A 16,711-nucleotide genomic window follows, 5' to 3' on the forward strand; every position below is an offset into this window, starting at 1 on the left:
AAAGTACACGCTAACTTGCTTCTTAAACATGATTTATGCATAGCCTATATTGTATACAATATTCTTTTCTAAAAACAGCATATTTTTGTCATTTTTCAACGTCTTGCTCTTGTAAGTGGCTTTTTTTTCCGCTATTATTAAGTAAGGAATTGATTAATATCAGATGGGATGGTGTCGGTTATGACTATGAGTATGGCAGCAACACACGCAAGGGGAAAAAAAGCGAAAGATAACATTTTTGTCATGAATGCACGCGCACAGGAAGATGCAAAACTTAATGGCAAAGAAAATGTGCTTAACGGTACCTTGGGCTCCATTATGGACGAAGAAGGTAACATTGTCTTTTTAAAAGCTGTAGAAAAAGAATATTTAAACTTGCCGCGTAATGAATATGTGGCATATGCACCGATTGCAGGGTTACCTGAATTCTTGGAAGCCGCTAAAAGCGAATGTTTTGGCGAATCCAGACCGGATGCTTTAATAGAAGCGGTGGCCACGGCCGGTGGTACAGGTGGGATTCATCACTTGGTACACAATTATACAAATCCTGAAGATATCGTTTTGACTGCCGATTGGTATTGGGGCGCGTATGAACAAATTTGCGGTGACAATCATCGCCACTTGGAAACCTATCCTTTATTCGATGCGGAATTGAAGTTTAACTTCGAAGGCTTCAAGGCTAAAGTATTGGAAGTAGCGGCTAAACAGGAAAACGTAGTGACTATCTTCAACTCGCCGGGGAATAACCCGACCGGTTTCAGCTTAACCGATGAAGATTGGGATAAAGTCATTGCATTTGCTAAAGAATTAATCGGCAATGGTAAAAATAAATTTATCATCGCTTGTGACGTAGCTTATATCGATTATTCCGGTGAAAAGCAGACCGTTCGCCGTTTCTTCAAAAAATTCAGTCAATTGCCAAAAGAAATTTTGGTAGTAGCATGTTACAGCTTATCTAAAGGTTTTACCATGTATGGTCAGCGTGTAGGGGCTATGATTGGTATTACCGCCGATGCTGAGGTTGCTGCTGAATTTAAGGAAATTAATGCGTTAACATCGCGTGCTACTTGGTCTAATATTTGCCGTCCTGCCATGCGCACCATGGCCAATATTGTTATGGATCCGGCTAAATTGGCTGCTCATGAAGCGGAACGTGCCGAATACTGTGAACTAGTTCAAGAACGTGCTCACATTTTTACTGAGGAAGCTAAAGAATTAGGCTTGCCATGCTTGCCATATTGCGGTGGTTTCTTCTTAACCATTCCGACCGAACATGCTAAAGAAGTTGTGGAAGAACTTACTAAAGAACATGTTTATGTTATTGCTTTGAAACATGGCGTTCGTATTGCTGCTTGCAGCATTCCTAAAAAACAAATGCGCGGCTTAGCGAAGATTGTATATGACGTAATGCACCGCTTAGGTCATTTATAGAATGTAAAAAATCCGGTGAACACAGGGTGATCACCGGATTTTCTTTTTACTTAGTTTAATGTTTTGGTGTATTAGCTTAATTTTGTATTTTTAGCCTGTTTGGCAGCCGCAATATCTTTGGCACTGGTAATATTACCTTTTTCGTCAACGAATGAAACACGATCCATTTGAGATATAACCTGGCCGCGAATGAAGTCCAAGTAGATGCGATATAATTCTTTTTTTTCTACTAGTTCGGCTTCTGTTAATTCCTGACCGGATTTTTTCTTATGGGCTAATTCGTTGATGCGCGCTAAAACGTCATTTATTTCCATAAAATCCTCCATGTAAATTATTTATTTTCATAAAATTCTCAATACGAACTTTTCATATTCATTATAGCATATTCAGTCAAGCCGTTTGCCGTTACATCATGAGTAATGATATAATTGATGTCGAATGACAAATTATTTTGAATGGATACGTTATCTTATAAAGGTAAACTATTTTGAATAAGTAATGTTATTTAGATTTATAAATTATTTTGAATGAGTATTCTAAGATAGATAAATGGAGCATAGAAGACAGAATGCGTGTAACGAAAGCTATTAAGGCAGAACAAATAGCTATTTTGGAAACCGTCTATAAAGATGCGAAACCTGCCTTGCATTATAACAGCCCGTTTGAATTGCTCGTAGCCGTCGTGTTGTCCGCACAATGTACGGATGAACGAGTTAATATTATTACGGCTCGATTATTTCCGACTTACAGTGATCCGGCCGACATGTTGGCGTTGGGAACGGCTAAGCTGGAAGTTTTAATTCGCGACTGCGGTCTCTATCGGGCGAAAGCGGCAAATTTAATAAAAACCTGTGATATTTTGGTTAATACTTATGGCGGTGAAGTGCCCCATGAGTTTGACAAATTAGTAGAATTGCCCGGCGTAGGGCGTAAAACGGCCAATGTGTTGGTGTCGGTATTATTTGATACACCGGCTATTGCCGTAGATACTCATGTATTTAGGGTGTCTAATCGTTTGGGGTTGGCTCGTGGTAAAACGCCGGAAGAGGTAGAAGAAAAGCTCAAGAAAGCAATTCCGATGGAAAAATGGAGTGCTGCCCATCATTGGATTATTTGGCATGGTCGTAAAGTTTGTAAGGCCAGAAAGCCTTTGTGCGGCGAATGTCCGTTAGCTCATGTGTGTCCGTCAGCCGGTAAGGAGGCATAATATGAAGGAAGCAATGCAATCACTTATAAAGAAGTTTAAAGCAATCGGTGTTACCGGTAGCGCAATGGTAACGGAATTATTGCGTTTTCGCGTACTGGATCAAATACTTCAGACTAGTCCCGAAGTACGCCAGTGGGGGATTACGGGTGATAAATTATATGAATTGGCGCAGCAAAGTACAGTTGAAGTTTTTGGCGAACTTCCTTACGATCAAGTAGCCTTTGAATCTGTATACGGCCCTTCTTTTGCCGTAGAAGTAATGGACTTTATTACGGAGACGGGCTATGTGGAAGGCATTGCGGCCGGTGAACAGTGGCGCCTGCCGTTTAAAGACATTATTGAATTCCACAAGAATTCGGAAGGTATTATCCTCTTTGCCAATATTGAAGAATATGCCGCCTTGGCAGAAGAAATTTTGCAAGCTATTCCATCAGAGCGTTTATTATTATATACGTCATCCGAAACATGCTATAATTTATTTAAACAGCTCTATCCGTTGGCTCCGGTTATTGATGAATGGCCGGAAGATGTTATTTTTGACCATATTGTAGCGGCGTCTACCGGCTTGTTCCGAGCACCGGTTGAAATTATGCAGGAATTGGCTAATCGGGTAGGCAATATTACAGAACTGGGTACAGCCCACTACTTCATTCCGATTAGTGCCATTCAGGACCAAGTGGGTATGAATCGCATGGCCGTTCAGTATATGTTGTTGCAACCACGTTTGGAATCAATTCGTGAATGGGCACCGCTGGGCACTTATGAATTTGTGTACACGAATCGTTCGGTTAAAAAAGTAGCCCTTGAGATTCGTGAAGTAATGGGGGAAACATGGCGTTCCACACCGTTTATTGCTTTGCCTCATGAAGTTTTGGCTTCTATGGATACTTTCTCTATGGTGCAGTATGCCTTATCACTATGCGGTATAGAACCGGCTATGAAAGCTCAATTACCGACATTGGGTGAAGACGGTTTTACGTCCAAAGATCCTAAAGTTCCTTTATATGTACAAAAAGTATTTAATGCTTTTGAAGCGACCCGCTTGGAATTAGAACGTCAGGGTACTGAGGTTCAATTAAAACTGGTTGATCACGAAGGTCGCAAAGCAGGTGAAACCTTGGACGAAGATTCTTATGCGGAACTCATGGAACAAAGCAAAGTGGCCGAGGAGGATACAGCGTATTGGATGTTTACCAATCCGGAGGCTGCTTATATCTGGTATACCTATTTCCGCAGTCTACAGGGGGAACAGGTTTTAACCAAGCTGGCTCAAATGGTGTTGACGCCGGAAGCCTTATTGCAGTTGATGGGTAGTGTGCGTCGTCAAATTATTAAAGAAGAACCGTTGACAGAATTGGCCACTCGTTTTGAAAAAGCCCGGGCGGCTCGTAAAGCGGCCTTAGCTAAGGCTGATGCCGATTGGCAGGCAGAGATTGAAGCCATAGCCAAAGAAATTGTACCAAATCCAACTGAGAGTGATTGACAAGAAAGTCTAAGTGGGATAAAGTATAGAGTTAGATAAGGAGGTAAGACATGGCAGTTGTAAATTTTGAAATCTATAAAGTATTAGGCACCTTATCTGAAAATAAAGATGGGTGGAAAAAGCAACTTACTTGCACCAGTTGGGGGCGTTATAATCCTAAATTCGACCTTCGTTCCTGGGACAGTGAATATAATGGTATGACTAAGGGGATTACCTTATCGCTCGAAGAAATCGTGGCGCTTCGCGATTTATTGAATGAAGTGGATTTAGAAGCGGCTTACGAAGAATCCGTAGCAGAACGTCAAGCTGCCAAAGCAGCTGAAAAAGCGGCCGAAAAGGACTCCGCTGACGAATAAGCAAAATTTAAGTAATGAGTTGCATTAACTGATTGTCCATGATATAATCAATAAGCATAGTTTTGGACAGTGGAAAGAGGTGTATAGAATGAAACAAGGAATTCATCCTAATTATGGTGAAGCTACCGTAACTTGCGGTTGTGGCAATACGTTTAAAACAGGTTCCGTTAAAAGCGATCTTCGCGTAGACGTATGTTCCAAATGCCATCCGTTCTTCACAGGACAGCAACGTACTGCTCAGGCTCGCGGTCGTATCGAACAATTCAACAAGCGTTACGGTAAATAATTACTGTAGTCTAGCTATACAAATAATACGGCAGAGCTTCGGCTCTGCCTATATTTGTTTGAGAGAGGAGACGCATTGGAAACGAAGCGAGTTAAAAAGTTTGTAGGAGGCCAAGCCGTCATCGAAGGTGTTATGATGCGCGGCCCTAAATATACAGCCACGGCGGTTCGTGAACCGGGTGGCCAAATTGTAGTGGATACGAAACCGACAACTTCAATCAGCGATAAGTATCCCATTTTGAAAAAACCTCTTTTACGAGGTTGTGTGGCTCTTTATGAGTCTTTAGTTATCGGTATGGGTGCCCTTTCTTTTTCCGCTAAAGCAGCCGGTGAAGAAGAGGAAACCATGTCAAATAAAGAGATTGCCCTTACCATGGTATTTTCAACGGTTATGGCAATTGCCTTATTTTTGGCATTGCCAACGTATGCGGCTAAATGGATTCCCGGTATCGGTGACAATCACTTTGTATTAAACTTGGTAGAAGGGGCGATTCGCCTTCTTTTATTTTTGATTTATATATGGGCCATCGGGCAGGCCAAAGATATTCGTCGTGTGTTTCAATATCACGGGGCGGAGCATAAAACGATTCATACCTATGAAAGTGATGTACCGTTGACAGTTGAAAATGTGCGTGAGCACTCACGTTTACATGCACGTTGCGGCACTAACTTTTTATTAATCGTTATGGTAACGAGTATTTTTGTATTCGCTTTCTTAGGTTGGCCAAGCTTATGGGAACGCATTATTTCCCGCGTTCTTTTGATGCCGGTAGTAGCCGGGATTGCCTATGAAATGATTCGTTTGGCCGGACGCAGTGAAAGTGTCATTGTTAAGGCCTTAATTACGCCCGGTTTGTGGTTGCAGTACATGACGACTCGTGAACCGGATGACGACCAGATTGAAGTGGCTATTCGAGCTTTGGAATCGGTACGGCCTGCTGAAGAAGACGCTTATGAATCTTAGCTGTGCCGACGGAGTATTAAAATCTGTTACAGCAGTTCTATAGTGTCGTCAATATTAGTTTGAAAGGGGTACCCGTTTCATGGTTTTAGTAGATAAATTACAAGTTATTGAAGATAAATTTATGGATTTGGAGCAACGCATCAGTGACCCTGAAGTGATTGCCCGTCAGCAGGAATGGCAGAAGTTAACACGTCAACACGCGTCCCTTACGGAAACCGTTAATACTTTCAGAGAATACAAACAAGTTCTCGCCGGTCTTGATGAAGCCTTGGAAGTAGTAGAAGATAAAAGTCTTGACGAAGAATTCCGCGAAATGGCGCAGGAAGAATTGAAGGACTTAAAAGAGTGTAAAGAAGTGTTGGAAGAACAACTCCATATTTTGCTTTTGCCAAAAGATCCTAATGATGAAAAGAATGTTATCGTGGAAATCCGTGGCGGTGCCGGCGGTGATGAAGCGGCTTTATTTGCCGGTGATTTATTCCGCATGTACACCAAATACGCGGAAGCGCAAGGTTGGCGCTGTGAAATCATTGATGCCAATGCACCTGAATTGGGCGGCTTCAAAGAAGTGGTGTTCTCCGTTGACGGTAACAGCGCTTATTCTAAATTGAAATTCGAAAGTGGTGTGCATCGTGTACAGCGTGTACCGGAAACTGAATCGTCCGGTCGTATTCATACCTCTACCGTTACCGTAGCCGTATTGCCGGAAGCGGAAGATGTAGATATTGAAATTAATGATAAAGACCTTCAAATTGATACCTATTGTGCCAGCGGTGCCGGCGGTCAGCACGTTAACCGTACTGAATCGGCCGTGCGAATTACGCATAAACCGACCGGTATTGTAGTTGCTTGTCAGGATGAACGGTCTCAGTTAAAAAATAAAGATAAGGCAATGCGCGTATTACGTGCTAAATTGCAAGATAAAGCCGAACAGGAAGCGGCCGCCAGCGTGGCAGCCGATCGTAAGAGTCAGGTTGGTACGGGCGATCGCAGTGAACGTATTCGTACTTACAACTATCCGCAGGGTCGTGTGACCGATCATCGCATTAACTTAACGCTCTATAAATTGGATGCCGTACTTAATGGCGATTTGGACGAACTGATTCAAGCTTTGATTGCAGCGGATCAGGCCGCAAAAATGCAGGAGGCCGATCAAAATGCCTAAGGAGCTGTGGACTATCGGTCGCTTGCTCCAATGGACAGAGCAGTATTTTCTCGGCAAAGGCGGCAGTCGCCTTGATGGGGAAGTGCTGCTTTCTCATATATTGGGGAAAGATCGAATTTACTTATACACACACTATGATGAACCGTTGAATAAACAGGAGCTCGACGCGTATCGACCGCTCGTGCTTGAACGCGCCAAAGGCTATAGTGTAGCTGCGATTATCGGTAAAAAAGAATTTATGGGTTTGCCGTTTGTTGTGAATAAGGATGTATTAATTCCGCGTCCCGATACGGAAACCTTGGTTGAAGATATTTTGACCGTTTTTGACAAAGAAAGTGCCCCGTACATTCTTGACGTGTGTACCGGTCCCGGTACTATTTTATACAGTTTGCTTCACTATTTACCTAAGGCTACGGGGCTCGGTCTTGATATCAGCAAAGAGGCATTGGCAGTAGCTGTGAAAAATCGGGAGCAGTTGGAGCTCGCGGATCGAGCTAAATTATGTTACTCCGACTTATTGAGTGCCTTAGCAGCAGACACGGCCTATGTAAACGCTTTCGATTTAATCGTCTCCAATCCGCCGTATATTCCGAGTGAGGAAATTTTGACCTTAGAACAGGAAGTTCAAAATGAACCGGTAATTGCCTTAGATGGCGGTGCCGACGGCTTGGATTTCTATCGCCGTTTATTGGCGGAGGCGCCTAAATATTTAAAAGCAGGCGGTTATTTAGCGGTTGAAATCGGGTATGACCAAGCGGAGGCGGTAACGGAGCTTGCAAAATCCGTTGGTGCTTATGGTGATGTGACGGCCCAAAAAGATTTAGGTGGTATTGTACGGGCCTTACGTTGGCAGAAAACAGGTGATGATAATGGCCATAGAAACTAAAGTATATAAACATTTGGATGATGCAGCCATTGCCGAATTGGGCGCACGTTTACGTGACGGTCAATTGGTGGCAATCCCTACGGAAACTGTATACGGACTGGGTGCTAACGGTCTTGACGAAGCGGCGATGAGTCGAATCTATGAGGCTAAAGGACGTCCGTCGGATAATCCTTTGATTTTACATGTACCTGATCAGGAAGCGGTAAAACCCTTGGTCGCTTCAATTCCACCGACGGCACAAAAGCTCATGGATGCTTTCTGGCCGGGACCTTTAACGATCATTATGCCAAAATCCGACAAGGTACCTAAGCGTGCTACGGGCGGTTTAGATAGTGTAGCTATTCGTTGTCCTGCTCATGATGTGTGCCGTGCTATTTTAAAAGCCGCCGGCGTACCGGTGGCGGCGCCCAGTGCCAATATTTCCGGTCGTCCCAGCCCGACTACGGCAGATGCGGTACTGCATGATATGAAAGGTCGCATTGAAGCCATTGCCGATGCGGGTCCTTGTGATGTGGGCGTTGAGTCGACCATTGTAGAATGCGGGGACGATGCGGTTACTATTTTACGGCCCGGTGGCATTACCGATGCCATGTTAAAACGGGTAGTGAGTACGGTGACTTTTGACGAAGCTTTGAGTGCGCCCGATGTGGCACCAAAAGCGCCGGGTATGAAGTATACGCATTATGCCCCGGATGGTGATATGACTACTTATGTGGGGGCACCGCGCCTCGTCAGTCAGGCTATGATTGATGCCATGGAAGCGATTAAGCAAGAGCATAACGACAAACCGCTTCGGTTCGGGTTCCTCATGAGTGATGAAGTGGCACAATTCCTTGACATCTATTTATCTTCATCGGATGTGCCGTTTGAATATGTAATTTATGGTAATGCGGCGGATTATAAAGGGCTTGCTCATAATTTGTATTCCTCATTATTGGCATTTAATAAGGCCGGCGTAACCCATATTTTTGCTACCGGCGTACCTATGCAAGGCTTGGGCCGTGCCATTATGAATCGCATGGCGAAGGCGAGCAGTCAAAAAATCGTACACGTAACGGGTAAACCGTAAGGGGTACTTGTAAATAGGGGCCGCCGTTTTTACATCGGCAGGCTATACAATAGATATTGAAAAGAGGTAAGACTATGAACATATTATTTGTTTGCACCGGCAATACTTGCCGCAGCCCTATGGCAGAAGGTATGCTAAAAGCCATGGCAGAGGACGCTAAAAAAGATGTAGTGACTTTGTCAGCCGGCTTATTTACGGCACCGGGTGGGCGTGTATCGCCGCAAGCTATTGAGGCGGTTAAAGATGTGGCCGATATTTCCGGACATCTATCTCGGCCGCTTAATAAAGCGCTTTTAGATGCAGCTGATTTAGTGGTCGGTTTGGCAGCGGATCATAAAAAAGTATTATTGCGCCAATTCCCTGAAATGAGCGATAAAATTGTAACGTTGGGTGAATGGGCCGGTACGAATGAAGACGTAGCCGATCCGTTTGGCGGCACACAGGAAGAATATGATGCTTGTGCGGCACAAATCAAAGATCTTTTGACAAAAGCATTAGCAAAGCTGGATTAAGATAAGAATATTAAACAGCAATAATTTTTAAGACTCTACGTTAATGTCCTTTTATAGAGCAGTAAGTGAATCTTGATTGGTTGTTAATTTTAATAATATCTCTATATTGTGTACAAATGTCATTGCTTGATTTTATATGACATAGTAAAATAGGGTAGAGATGTTTATATTTAATGGATACCGATTAGGAGGGATAGGATGAAAGTAGCCATTGGCGCTGACCATGGCGGCGTTCATTTAAAAGCGACAATTAAAGCGTTGCTTGATGAATTGAATGTGGCCTATACTGACTTTGGTACCGATTCGGAAGATTCCGTGGATTACCCGGATATTGCCGAACCTGTGGCTAAAGCAGTAGCAGCAGGAGAATATGATCGGGGCATTTTAATTTGCGGCACCGGCATCGGTATTGGCATTGCTGCCAATAAAGTGGCCGGTATTCGTGCAGCACTTTGTCACGATACATTTTCAGCTCACGCTTCACGGGAACACAATAATGCCAATATCTTAACGATGGGCGAACGTGTTATCGGACCCGGGTTAGCTAGCGATATTGTTAAAATTTGGTTAGCTACCGAATTCGAAGGGGGCCGTCATGAACGACGCGTCGCCAAAATAGCCGAACTAGAGGCTTAGTCCAGATAATTTGGGGGACAGCTTGTATTTCATAGGCACTATGATTTGAGTGTGTAGGAGGTAATGCTATGAGCATTCTTAAGAGTCAAGATCCGGAATTAAAAAATATGATTGATTTAGAGTTAGGCCGTCAACGTAATAAATTGGAAATGATTGCGTCTGAAAACTTCGTATCCGAAGCGGTTATGGAAGCACAGGGCAGTGTATTGACTAATAAATACGCGGAAGGTTATTCCGGAAAGCGCTATTATGGTGGCTGTGAATATGTAGATATGGTGGAAACGTTAGCGATTGAACGAGCTAAGAAATTATTCGGCGCTGAACATGTTAATGTACAGCCTCATTCCGGCTCACAAGCTAACTTTGGTGTTTATTTTGCTCTTTTAAAACCGGGCGACACTATCATGGGTATGAACTTATCCCATGGCGGTCATTTGACTCATGGTTCGCCGGTTAACGTTTCGGGTACATACTTCAATGTAATTCCTTACGGCGTTGATGCAGAAACACAGGAAATTGATTATGATGAAATGCGCAAAATCGCTGAAGAAAACAAACCTAAGTTAATTATCGGCGGCGGCAGTGCGTATTCCCGCATTATTGATTTCAAAAAAATGGCCGACATCGCTCATGAAGTAGGCGCTATTTTTATGGTAGATATGGCTCACTTTGCAGGTCTTGTAGCAGCCGGTTTGCATCCAAATCCAGTAGAATATGCCGATGTTGTAACTACAACTACGCATAAAACCTTACGCGGACCTCGCGGCGGTATGATTCTTTGCAAAGAACAATATGCTAAAGCGATTGATAAAGCAATTTTCCCTGGCATCCAAGGTGGTCCTTTGATGCATGTAATCGCTGCAAAAGCGGTTGCTTTCGGCGAAGCTTTAAAACCTGAATTCAAAGAATATGCACAGCAAGTTGTAACCAATGCGAAAGTGTTGGCAGCAGCTCTTCAAAAAGAAGGTTTTAAAATCGTATCCGGCGGTACCGATACGCATGTAATGCTCGTTGACGTACGCAGCTGCGGTTTGACCGGTAAAGTTGCTGAATTCTTACTTGATGAAGTCGGCATTACTTGCAATAAGAACACCATTCCGTTTGATCCTGAAAGTCCATTCGTAACCAGCGGTATTCGTCTCGGTACACCGGCTTTGACGACTCGTGGCTTAAAAGAAGCGGATATGGAAGAAATTGCGTCCATCATTGCGTTAGTTCTTAAAAACTCCGAAGATAAAGCTAAACATGAAGAAGCAGCTAAACGTGTAGCCGCTCTTTGTGAAAAATATCCTATGTATCCTAATCTTTAATATATCCGCTTGAGAGAGATTTCATAACATGCCTTATTGAGGCACAGAATAGTAAGACTTAAGGAGGCACCGTATTTATGAATGTTAATGTAATGACTCATCCGTTGATTCAACATAAAGTAACCTTAATCCGTAATGTTGAAACAGGTTCTAAAGATTTTCGCGAATTATTGGAAGAAATTACACTTTTGATGGGGTATGAAATTACTCGTGACTTACCGTTGGAAGATGTAGAAGTACAGACTCCGTTGGTAAAAGCAATCGGTAAACAAATTGCCGGTAAAAAATTAGGTATTATCCCTATTTTGCGTGCCGGTCTCGGCATGGTTAACGGTCTATTGGAATTAATGCCAATGGCTAAAGTTGGTCACGTAGGTTTATACCGTGATCCTGAAACCTTAAAACCGGTTGAATACTACTGCAAATTGCCGTCTGATTTGTCCGAACGTCGTATTATTGTGACAGATCCTATGTTGGCTACCGGCGGCAGTGCATCAGCAGCCATCACTCTTTTAAAAGAAAAAGGGGCTCGTGATATTCAGCTTATGTGCTTAGTAGCAGCTCCACAAGGCGTTGAAGCGGTTAATAAGGAACATCCGGATGTACGCATTTATGTTGCGGCACTTGATGAAGACTTGAACGAACACGGCTATATCTTGCCAGGTTTAGGCGATGCAGGAGACCGTATTTTCGGTACTAAATAGTCTAAAAAATAAGATAGGTGAAGCGTATTAACTATTACAGTCTGATAAGCTTTGCATAATAAATAAGGAATGGCTTGGAGCGATATGCTTCAAGCTATTTTTTGTGTTATATTTCATGATTGATATATGTAATTTAATTTTTGGCAATAGACAAAATAAGTTATATCGAATATAATGAATATATAAGATGAATAGAAGCAGTAAACTATACTTCATAATTTATTGCTTAAGAGAAGTAAATAATTGATATATTATAATGAAATGAGGTAGACTATGAAATTAAACAAATCTTTAAAAGTATTAGCCGTATCTTTATTGGTGGCAGGCAGCTTTGGCTTGGCACAGGCAAATTCCGAAATTACAATTGATCAGGCAACCGCTATCGCTTTGGCTAAAGTGCCAGGCGCGAATGCAAGCCATGTATATAAAGTTAAACCGGACATTGAAAATGGCCGTAAAGTATATGAAGGTAAAATTTTCTACAACGGCGTTGAATACGAATTCGAAATTGATGCCGCTACCGGTCAAGTAATTGATTGGGATGTAGATCGCGACTAATTGGCCGCTAAATTGTAATATATTAACATTTGTTACGAATAGCGCTTTGATATTCTGATTTATATAAAAACTTTAGAATGGCCACTACCTAACGGCAAGCACACCTTTTCAAGCTAAGGCTTACCTTATAGGTAGTGGCCATTCTTTATGCGATTGTACTGTCATCTCAGAAAACAAAGCGCTATTCTTCAATATCGATTTTAGTACATTACAATAGCGGCCAACTTAGTCGCGCGGAGGGGAGTAGGAATAAGGAAGCCGTCGAAGACGGCTTCCTTGCTCCCACCCAAACTCCTACGCCTACTATTCGTCCATTTATGGTGTGATTCGCAAGTCATTTTATAGGTTGTTATGGGGAAGCTGCTAAATATATTGAAAACTTTTTTCTGTGTAGCCGGCTAAAATTACCTGTGAATTGAGATGATTTGCAATCGCTGAAGACCTGATATTCTCTGCAAGGGGAGCCTTAGCTCGAAGAGGTGTGCTCTCCGGTAGAGAATATCAGGTCTCATATGATTTTGAAATTTAAGATAAGGTAATTTTGACGGCTGGGTAGTCAACGTTTTCAATATATTTTCTAGTATTCAATATAATAATTTATAAAATGACTTGCGCGTGTCACCCATATAAGGTAGAATATAGGCGAGGATATTTTTTTATCGACGATGGGACGATTTTCGCTCCAGCGGGATGAAAGAGGTACAGCATGAAAGATTTATCGGAGGTGTATCAACGAATAGCTCCGGAACTTATGCGAATTGTGGAAGAGCGCTACATACTGCTGAATCACATTTCCTATGCACAACCTATCGGGCGACGCATGCTTGCCAATCTTAGTAAACTATCGGAACGTGTAGTACGTTCACACGTTGAAATCATGAAAGACAATGGTCTTATTGGTTTTACCCAACAGGGGATGGTGTTAACTGAGGAAGGCAAAGAACTGCTACCGCAACTAAACTCATCAATGCACGAGCTCAATAAAATTAGTGAGCTTGAAGCAAAGCTCAAAGAAGTTTTGCAAATTGATGAAGTGATTATCACCAGTGGCGGTGGGGAAACCGACATGGAACGCAAAGAGTTAGGCTTCCAGGCGGCGAAAGTGTTGCAAGGGGTATTGCATCCGGGCAGTGTCTTAGCTGTAAGTGGCGGCAGTACGATGGCCAATATGGCAGATGCTCTGCCGGCCAAGAAATGTCAGGCTACCATTATTCCGGCTCGCGGCGGAATCGGCGAACGGGTAGAATATCAAGCAAATGTGATTGCTTCGGTGATTGCCGAGAAAATCGGCAGTACCTACAAAATGTTGCATCTACCTGATGGTTTGTCGCAAGACGCATTGAGCATTTTGATGAATATGGAACCACAAATCAAAGAAGTGATGGAATTGGCTAAGCAAACCGATATTTTAATCTTTGGCATCGGTGAAGCCTTGCACATGGCAGCACAGCGGCATATAACAGATGCACAACGCTCTACGTTGCGCGCTAAACGTGCTGTTGGGGAAGCCTTGGGTTACTATTGTGACATTAGCGGCAACATTGTGTATACGACCAATAATGTAGGCATAGCCCTTACTGATATTGAGTCTATACCGCATGTAATCGCTGTAGCAGGTGGTGCCGGTAAAGCCAAAGCAATTATCGGGGTGATGAGAGCCTGTCGCAAAGGTACCCTTATTATTGATGAAAGTGCAGCTGAATCAATAGCAGCGCTACTAAGTATTAGCTAGTCATAGTGTTTATGATTTATTATTAGTCATACATTGTTTTATTTAAATCGTAAACACTCACATTTTAAAAACTGTTTAGGTATTAATTTTTACACTCTAGGAGGAACCATCATGGCAGTTAAAATTGGTATTAATGGATTTGGTCGTATCGGTAAATGTGTATTTCGTGCAGCGCTTAATAACCCTGACGTAGAAGTAGTGGCTATTAATGACTTGGGCGATATTGAAGGTTCTGCTTTATTATTAAAATATGATTCCGTACACGGTAACTTGCAAGAAGAAGTGACTGTTGACGGTGACTATATCGTGGTTGACGGCAAAAAAGTTCGTGTATTCCATGATCCTAACCCTGCTAATATCGACTGGTCTTCCGAAGGCGTTGAAATTGTTGTAGAAGCAACCGGCCGTTTCCGCAAACGTGATGACGCAGCTCAGCATTTGGGCGGTTCTGTTAAGAAAGTTATCATTTCTGCACCGGCTAAAGAAGAAGACATTACTATTGTAATGGGTGTTAACCAGGACAAATACGATCCTAAAAACCACCACATCATTTCCAACGCAAGTTGCACAACTAACTGCTTGGCTCCGTTTGCAAAAGTATTGAATGAAAAATTCGGTATCAAACGCGGCTTGATGACTACGGTTCACTCCTATACCAATGACCAACGCATTTTGGATACACCGCACAGCGACCTTCGTCGTGCTCGCGCAGCTGCTTTATCCATTATTCCTACAACTACCGGCGCTGCTAAAGCGGTAGCTTTGGTATTACCTGAATTAAAGGGTAAATTAAACGGTTTTGCTCTTCGTGTGCCTACACCAAACGTTTCCATTACCGACTTGGTAGCTGAACTCAATGTAGAAACAACTAAAGAAGAAATCAATGCCGCATTACGTGAAGCAGCACAAGGTGAATTGAAAGGTATCTTAGGTGTTTCTGATTTACCGCTCGTATCTCACGACTTCAACGGGGACCCACGCAGCTCCATCGTTGATGCTGATTTGACAATGACAATGGAAGGCAATATGGTAAAAGTGGTTTCCTGGTACGATAACGAATGGGGTTATTCCAACCGTGTCGTTGATTTAGCTAAATTCATTGCTGATCAAGGTTTATAATTTTTGCAGGGGACTATATATATATAGTCCCCTCTTTTGCTTGTCATTTATAAGCTAATGCCCGGATATATGCTTATCACTTCTAAGCTGTATCGTTCACATATAGGAGGCCGTTATGAAAAAAACAATTGAGTCCGTCGACGTAGCCCATAAACGTGTATTTGTACGTGTTGATTTTAACGTACCGTTAAAAGACGGTGTAATCACCGACGATACGCGTATTCGTGCTACTTTGCCAACCATTAACTACTTAATCGGCAAAGGTGCCAAAGTTATTTTAGCGTCTCATTTGGGACGTCCGAAAGGGGAACGTAAACCGGAATTTACGTTACAGCCATGTGCAGTTCGTCTCAGTGAGTTATTGGGCAAACCGGTAGCTTTTGCCGACGACTGTGTGGGTGAAGCGGCTCATAAAGCAGTAGAAGCTCTTAATGACGGCGACGTTCTTTTGTTGGAAAACCTGCGTTACCATAAAGAAGAAGAAAAGAACGGTGAAGATTTTGCCAAAGCATTGGCATCCCTTGCCGAAGTTGGTATCAATGATGCTTTCGGTGTATCTCATCGTGCCCATGCATCCGTAGAAGGGATTACTAAATTTTTACCAATGGCAGCGGGTTATTTATTGGAAAAAGAAATTAAATACGTTGGCGGTGCCGTGGAACATCCGGAACACCCGTTTGCAGCTATTATCGGGGGCGCTAAAGTAAGCGATAAAATTGAAGTTATTTCCAATTTATTGCCAAAAGTAGAAGTGCTTATCATTGGTGGCGGCATGGCCAATACCTTTATTGCCGCTAAAGGGTATCCAACCGGCTCATCCTTAGTGGAAGCGGACAAAATCGAATTGGCAGGTCAGCTTATTAAACAGGCTGCTGAAACAAATACGAATTTGCTATTGCCAACTGATTTTGTGGTAGCCGATGCATTCAGCAATGATGCTAATCATAAAGTAGTTCCGGCCAACGGTATTGAAGAAGGCTGGATGGCCCTTGATATTGGCCCGGACACACAAAAAGCGTTTGCGGAAGCGTTAAAACCGATGAAGATGATTGTTTGGAACGGACCTATGGGCGTTTTTGAAATGGATAATTTTGCTACCGGCACTAATGCGGTAGCCAAAGCCGTAGCTGAAGCTGACGCAACGACTATTGTTGGTGGTGGTGACTCGGTGGCAGCCATTGAAAAAAGCGGTCTTGCCGATAAAATCTCTCATATTTCGACCGGTGGCGGTGCATCCTTGGAATATTTAGAAGGGAAAGCCTTACCGGGTATCGTGGCATTAGCCGATAAATAA

The 16,711-nt window shown here is 42.9% G+C and carries 18 protein-coding genes; 17 read left to right on the forward strand and 1 reads right to left on the reverse strand.

The features are described from left to right. Positions 1-186 precede the first annotated feature (186 nt). Positions 187-1,431: a pyridoxal phosphate-dependent aminotransferase gene (locus EO124_RS02960; protein ID WP_438873611.1), complete on the forward strand. Its 1,245-nt coding sequence runs from the start codon at positions 187-189 to the stop codon at positions 1,429-1,431. A 71-nt stretch (positions 1,432-1,502) separates the two neighbouring features. Here the strand turns inward: EO124_RS02960 and EO124_RS02965 are convergent, their stop codons facing one another. Continuing rightward, the gene (locus tag EO124_RS02965) at positions 1,503-1,745 is read right to left on the reverse strand and encodes a DUF896 domain-containing protein (protein WP_127058265.1); all 243 of its coding nucleotides are present in this window, start codon (positions 1,743-1,745) and stop codon (positions 1,503-1,505) included. Positions 1,746-1,999: 254 nt separating this feature from the next. On the opposite strand from EO124_RS02965, the gene nth reads away from it, so the two are divergent. The 16 genes from nth (at position 2,000) to EO124_RS03045 (ending at position 16,711) form a co-directional block, all read left to right on the forward strand. Next, positions 2,000-2,638, forward strand: coding sequence for an endonuclease III (gene nth, locus EO124_RS02970; protein ID WP_021841491.1), 639 nt, complete (start codon positions 2,000-2,002; stop codon positions 2,636-2,638). A gap of 1 nt (position 2,639) precedes the next feature. After that, the gene (locus EO124_RS02975; protein ID WP_127058266.1) at positions 2,640-4,121 is read left to right on the forward strand and encodes a hypothetical protein; all 1,482 of its coding nucleotides are present in this window, start codon (positions 2,640-2,642) and stop codon (positions 4,119-4,121) included. 50 nt (positions 4,122-4,171) lie between these two features. Continuing rightward, positions 4,172-4,477 (forward strand): YdbC family protein, encoded by a 306-nt coding sequence (locus EO124_RS02980; RefSeq protein ID WP_021841493.1) that lies wholly within the window; start codon positions 4,172-4,174, stop codon positions 4,475-4,477. 88 nt (positions 4,478-4,565) lie between these two features. Further along, positions 4,566-4,763: a 50S ribosomal protein L31 gene (rpmE, locus tag EO124_RS02985; protein WP_021841494.1), complete on the forward strand. Its 198-nt coding sequence runs from the start codon at positions 4,566-4,568 to the stop codon at positions 4,761-4,763. A gap of 132 nt (positions 4,764-4,895) precedes the next feature. Further along, positions 4,896-5,726 (forward strand): DUF1385 domain-containing protein, encoded by an 831-nt coding sequence (locus tag EO124_RS02990; protein ID WP_438873612.1) that lies wholly within the window; start codon positions 4,896-4,898, stop codon positions 5,724-5,726. A 79-nt stretch (positions 5,727-5,805) separates the two neighbouring features. Then, positions 5,806-6,891 carry a peptide chain release factor 1 gene (gene prfA, locus EO124_RS02995; protein ID WP_127058268.1) on the forward strand — a complete coding sequence of 362 codons (1,086 nt, stop codon included), beginning with the start codon at positions 5,806-5,808 and terminating at the stop codon, positions 6,889-6,891. Continuing rightward, on the forward strand, positions 6,884-7,777 hold the full coding sequence (gene prmC / locus EO124_RS03000; RefSeq protein WP_127058269.1) for a peptide chain release factor N(5)-glutamine methyltransferase: 894 nt from the start codon (positions 6,884-6,886) through the stop codon (positions 7,775-7,777). The genes prfA and prmC overlap by 8 nt, the downstream gene beginning before the upstream one ends. Further along, entirely contained in the window at positions 7,761-8,846 is a 1,086-nt protein-coding gene (locus EO124_RS03005) for an L-threonylcarbamoyladenylate synthase (protein WP_127058270.1), read from the forward strand. Before prmC ends, EO124_RS03005 begins: the two co-directional genes overlap by 17 nt. 74 nt (positions 8,847-8,920) lie before the next feature. Continuing rightward, positions 8,921-9,358: a low molecular weight protein arginine phosphatase gene (locus tag EO124_RS03010; protein ID WP_127058271.1), complete on the forward strand. Its 438-nt coding sequence runs from the start codon at positions 8,921-8,923 to the stop codon at positions 9,356-9,358. Between the two features lie 198 nt (positions 9,359-9,556). After that, complete coding sequence (gene rpiB / locus EO124_RS03015; RefSeq protein WP_127058272.1) at positions 9,557-9,994, forward strand: ribose 5-phosphate isomerase B; 438 nt, start codon at positions 9,557-9,559, stop codon at positions 9,992-9,994. Positions 9,995-10,062: 68 nt separating this feature from the next. Beyond that, complete coding sequence (gene glyA / locus EO124_RS03020) at positions 10,063-11,304, forward strand: serine hydroxymethyltransferase (protein ID WP_127058273.1); 1,242 nt, start codon at positions 10,063-10,065, stop codon at positions 11,302-11,304. A 77-nt stretch (positions 11,305-11,381) separates the two neighbouring features. After that, on the forward strand, positions 11,382-12,008 hold the full coding sequence (gene upp / locus EO124_RS03025) for a uracil phosphoribosyltransferase (protein WP_021841502.1): 627 nt from the start codon (positions 11,382-11,384) through the stop codon (positions 12,006-12,008). A 273-nt stretch (positions 12,009-12,281) separates the two neighbouring features. Then, positions 12,282-12,566, forward strand: coding sequence for a PepSY domain-containing protein (locus EO124_RS03030; RefSeq protein ID WP_021841503.1), 285 nt, complete (start codon positions 12,282-12,284; stop codon positions 12,564-12,566). A gap of 706 nt (positions 12,567-13,272) precedes the next feature. Beyond that, the gene (locus tag EO124_RS03035; protein ID WP_021841504.1) at positions 13,273-14,298 is read left to right on the forward strand and encodes a sugar-binding transcriptional regulator; all 1,026 of its coding nucleotides are present in this window, start codon (positions 13,273-13,275) and stop codon (positions 14,296-14,298) included. A gap of 111 nt (positions 14,299-14,409) precedes the next feature. Then, positions 14,410-15,417 carry a type I glyceraldehyde-3-phosphate dehydrogenase gene (gene gap, locus EO124_RS03040; protein WP_127058274.1) on the forward strand — a complete coding sequence of 336 codons (1,008 nt, stop codon included), beginning with the start codon at positions 14,410-14,412 and terminating at the stop codon, positions 15,415-15,417. A 115-nt stretch (positions 15,418-15,532) separates the two neighbouring features. Beyond that, the gene (locus EO124_RS03045; protein ID WP_127058275.1) at positions 15,533-16,711 is read left to right on the forward strand and encodes a phosphoglycerate kinase; all 1,179 of its coding nucleotides are present in this window, start codon (positions 15,533-15,535) and stop codon (positions 16,709-16,711) included.

The sequence above is a fragment of the Veillonella ratti genome, assembly GCF_003992115.1.
Classification (GTDB): Bacteria; Bacillota; Negativicutes; order Veillonellales; family Veillonellaceae; genus Veillonella_A; species Veillonella_A ratti.

Excerpts from the sequence above, each read along its gene's own strand:
- EO124_RS02960 (WP_438873611.1), top strand. The coding sequence starts at position 187 with ATGAGTATGGCAGCAACACACGCAAGGGGAAAAAAAGCGAAAGATAAC.
- EO124_RS02965 (WP_127058265.1), bottom strand. The coding sequence starts at position 1,745 with ATGGAAATAAATGACGTTTTAGCGCGCATCAACGAATTAGCCCATAAG.
- nth (WP_021841491.1), top strand. The coding sequence starts at position 2,000 with ATGCGTGTAACGAAAGCTATTAAGGCAGAACAAATAGCTATTTTGGAA.
- EO124_RS02975 (WP_127058266.1), top strand. The coding sequence starts at position 2,640 with ATGAAGGAAGCAATGCAATCACTTATAAAGAAGTTTAAAGCAATCGGT.
- EO124_RS02980 (WP_021841493.1), top strand. The coding sequence starts at position 4,172 with ATGGCAGTTGTAAATTTTGAAATCTATAAAGTATTAGGCACCTTATCT.
- rpmE (WP_021841494.1), top strand. The coding sequence starts at position 4,566 with ATGAAACAAGGAATTCATCCTAATTATGGTGAAGCTACCGTAACTTGC.
- EO124_RS02990 (WP_438873612.1), top strand. The coding sequence starts at position 4,896 with ATGATGCGCGGCCCTAAATATACAGCCACGGCGGTTCGTGAACCGGGT.
- prfA (WP_127058268.1), top strand. The coding sequence starts at position 5,806 with ATGGTTTTAGTAGATAAATTACAAGTTATTGAAGATAAATTTATGGAT.
- prmC (WP_127058269.1), top strand. The coding sequence starts at position 6,884 with ATGCCTAAGGAGCTGTGGACTATCGGTCGCTTGCTCCAATGGACAGAG.
- EO124_RS03005 (WP_127058270.1), top strand. The coding sequence starts at position 7,761 with ATGGCCATAGAAACTAAAGTATATAAACATTTGGATGATGCAGCCATT.
- EO124_RS03010 (WP_127058271.1), top strand. The coding sequence starts at position 8,921 with ATGAACATATTATTTGTTTGCACCGGCAATACTTGCCGCAGCCCTATG.
- rpiB (WP_127058272.1), top strand. The coding sequence starts at position 9,557 with ATGAAAGTAGCCATTGGCGCTGACCATGGCGGCGTTCATTTAAAAGCG.
- glyA (WP_127058273.1), top strand. The coding sequence starts at position 10,063 with ATGAGCATTCTTAAGAGTCAAGATCCGGAATTAAAAAATATGATTGAT.
- upp (WP_021841502.1), top strand. The coding sequence starts at position 11,382 with ATGAATGTTAATGTAATGACTCATCCGTTGATTCAACATAAAGTAACC.
- EO124_RS03030 (WP_021841503.1), top strand. The coding sequence starts at position 12,282 with ATGAAATTAAACAAATCTTTAAAAGTATTAGCCGTATCTTTATTGGTG.
- EO124_RS03035 (WP_021841504.1), top strand. The coding sequence starts at position 13,273 with ATGAAAGATTTATCGGAGGTGTATCAACGAATAGCTCCGGAACTTATG.
- gap (WP_127058274.1), top strand. The coding sequence starts at position 14,410 with ATGGCAGTTAAAATTGGTATTAATGGATTTGGTCGTATCGGTAAATGT.
- EO124_RS03045 (WP_127058275.1), top strand. The coding sequence starts at position 15,533 with ATGAAAAAAACAATTGAGTCCGTCGACGTAGCCCATAAACGTGTATTT.